Below are 559 nucleotides of genomic sequence, written 5' to 3' on the forward strand. Positions count from 1 at the left end.
CGTTATGCATAAGGAAAGAATATGAGCATTTTGCAAAATTCATTTGATATAGCTAAGGATTCTGCTGTTGAAATTTGGTCACTAGTTGGCGCCCAATATATAAATAACAATGATGTCTTGCACCCAGTGGAGCTCAAGTTGCAGAAAACTATCAGCACGTTTTCGCTAAATGCAAGAAGAGTGCTCGAATCGTTCGATAAAAGCACAAAGTTTGGATTGAAAAAAAAGTGCTGGTCGCCATCTGGAAATATAGATGATAGTAAAATTGAGCTAGATCTTTGGAGAGCACTCAATTTAATTGCGCACGCCAATTCATTTGAGGTGGTTTTCGAGCACTTACCCGAGCATTTGTCGTACATTTCAGAAGATAATAAAGTTGTATCGTATGTGAAGGTATCGACTGATCGTAGAAGCGGTATATACGTGGATCCATTTTCAATGGCGTACAGTTTTTTATCTGAAGTCCAAGCGCGTTATCAAAATGCATAACCAGGCAAAGCACGCGGATGTCAAAAGCTACGCTGCGCTCCACTTTTGTCACCGGTGTTTGCGGCGTTAG

General features: G+C 40.6%; 1 protein-coding gene. It reads left to right on the top strand.

Annotation, left to right across the window (positions count from 1 at the left end; all coding sequences use genetic code 11):
* Positions 1-21 precede the first annotated feature (21 nt).
* Positions 22-489 (top strand): hypothetical protein, encoded by a 468-nt coding sequence (locus HP566_RS07495; RefSeq protein ID WP_249976642.1) that lies wholly within the window; start codon positions 22-24, stop codon positions 487-489.
* Positions 490-559 lie beyond the last annotated feature (70 nt).

The organism is Vreelandella olivaria (assembly GCF_023507745.1).
GTDB classification, from domain to species: Bacteria; Pseudomonadota; Gammaproteobacteria; order Pseudomonadales; family Halomonadaceae; genus Vreelandella; species Vreelandella olivaria_A.

What these genes read in the sequence shown, in the direction of transcription:
- HP566_RS07495 (WP_249976642.1), top strand. Translation starts at nt 22, where the DNA reads ATGAGCATTTTGCAAAATTCATTTGATATAGCTAAGGATTCTGCTGTT.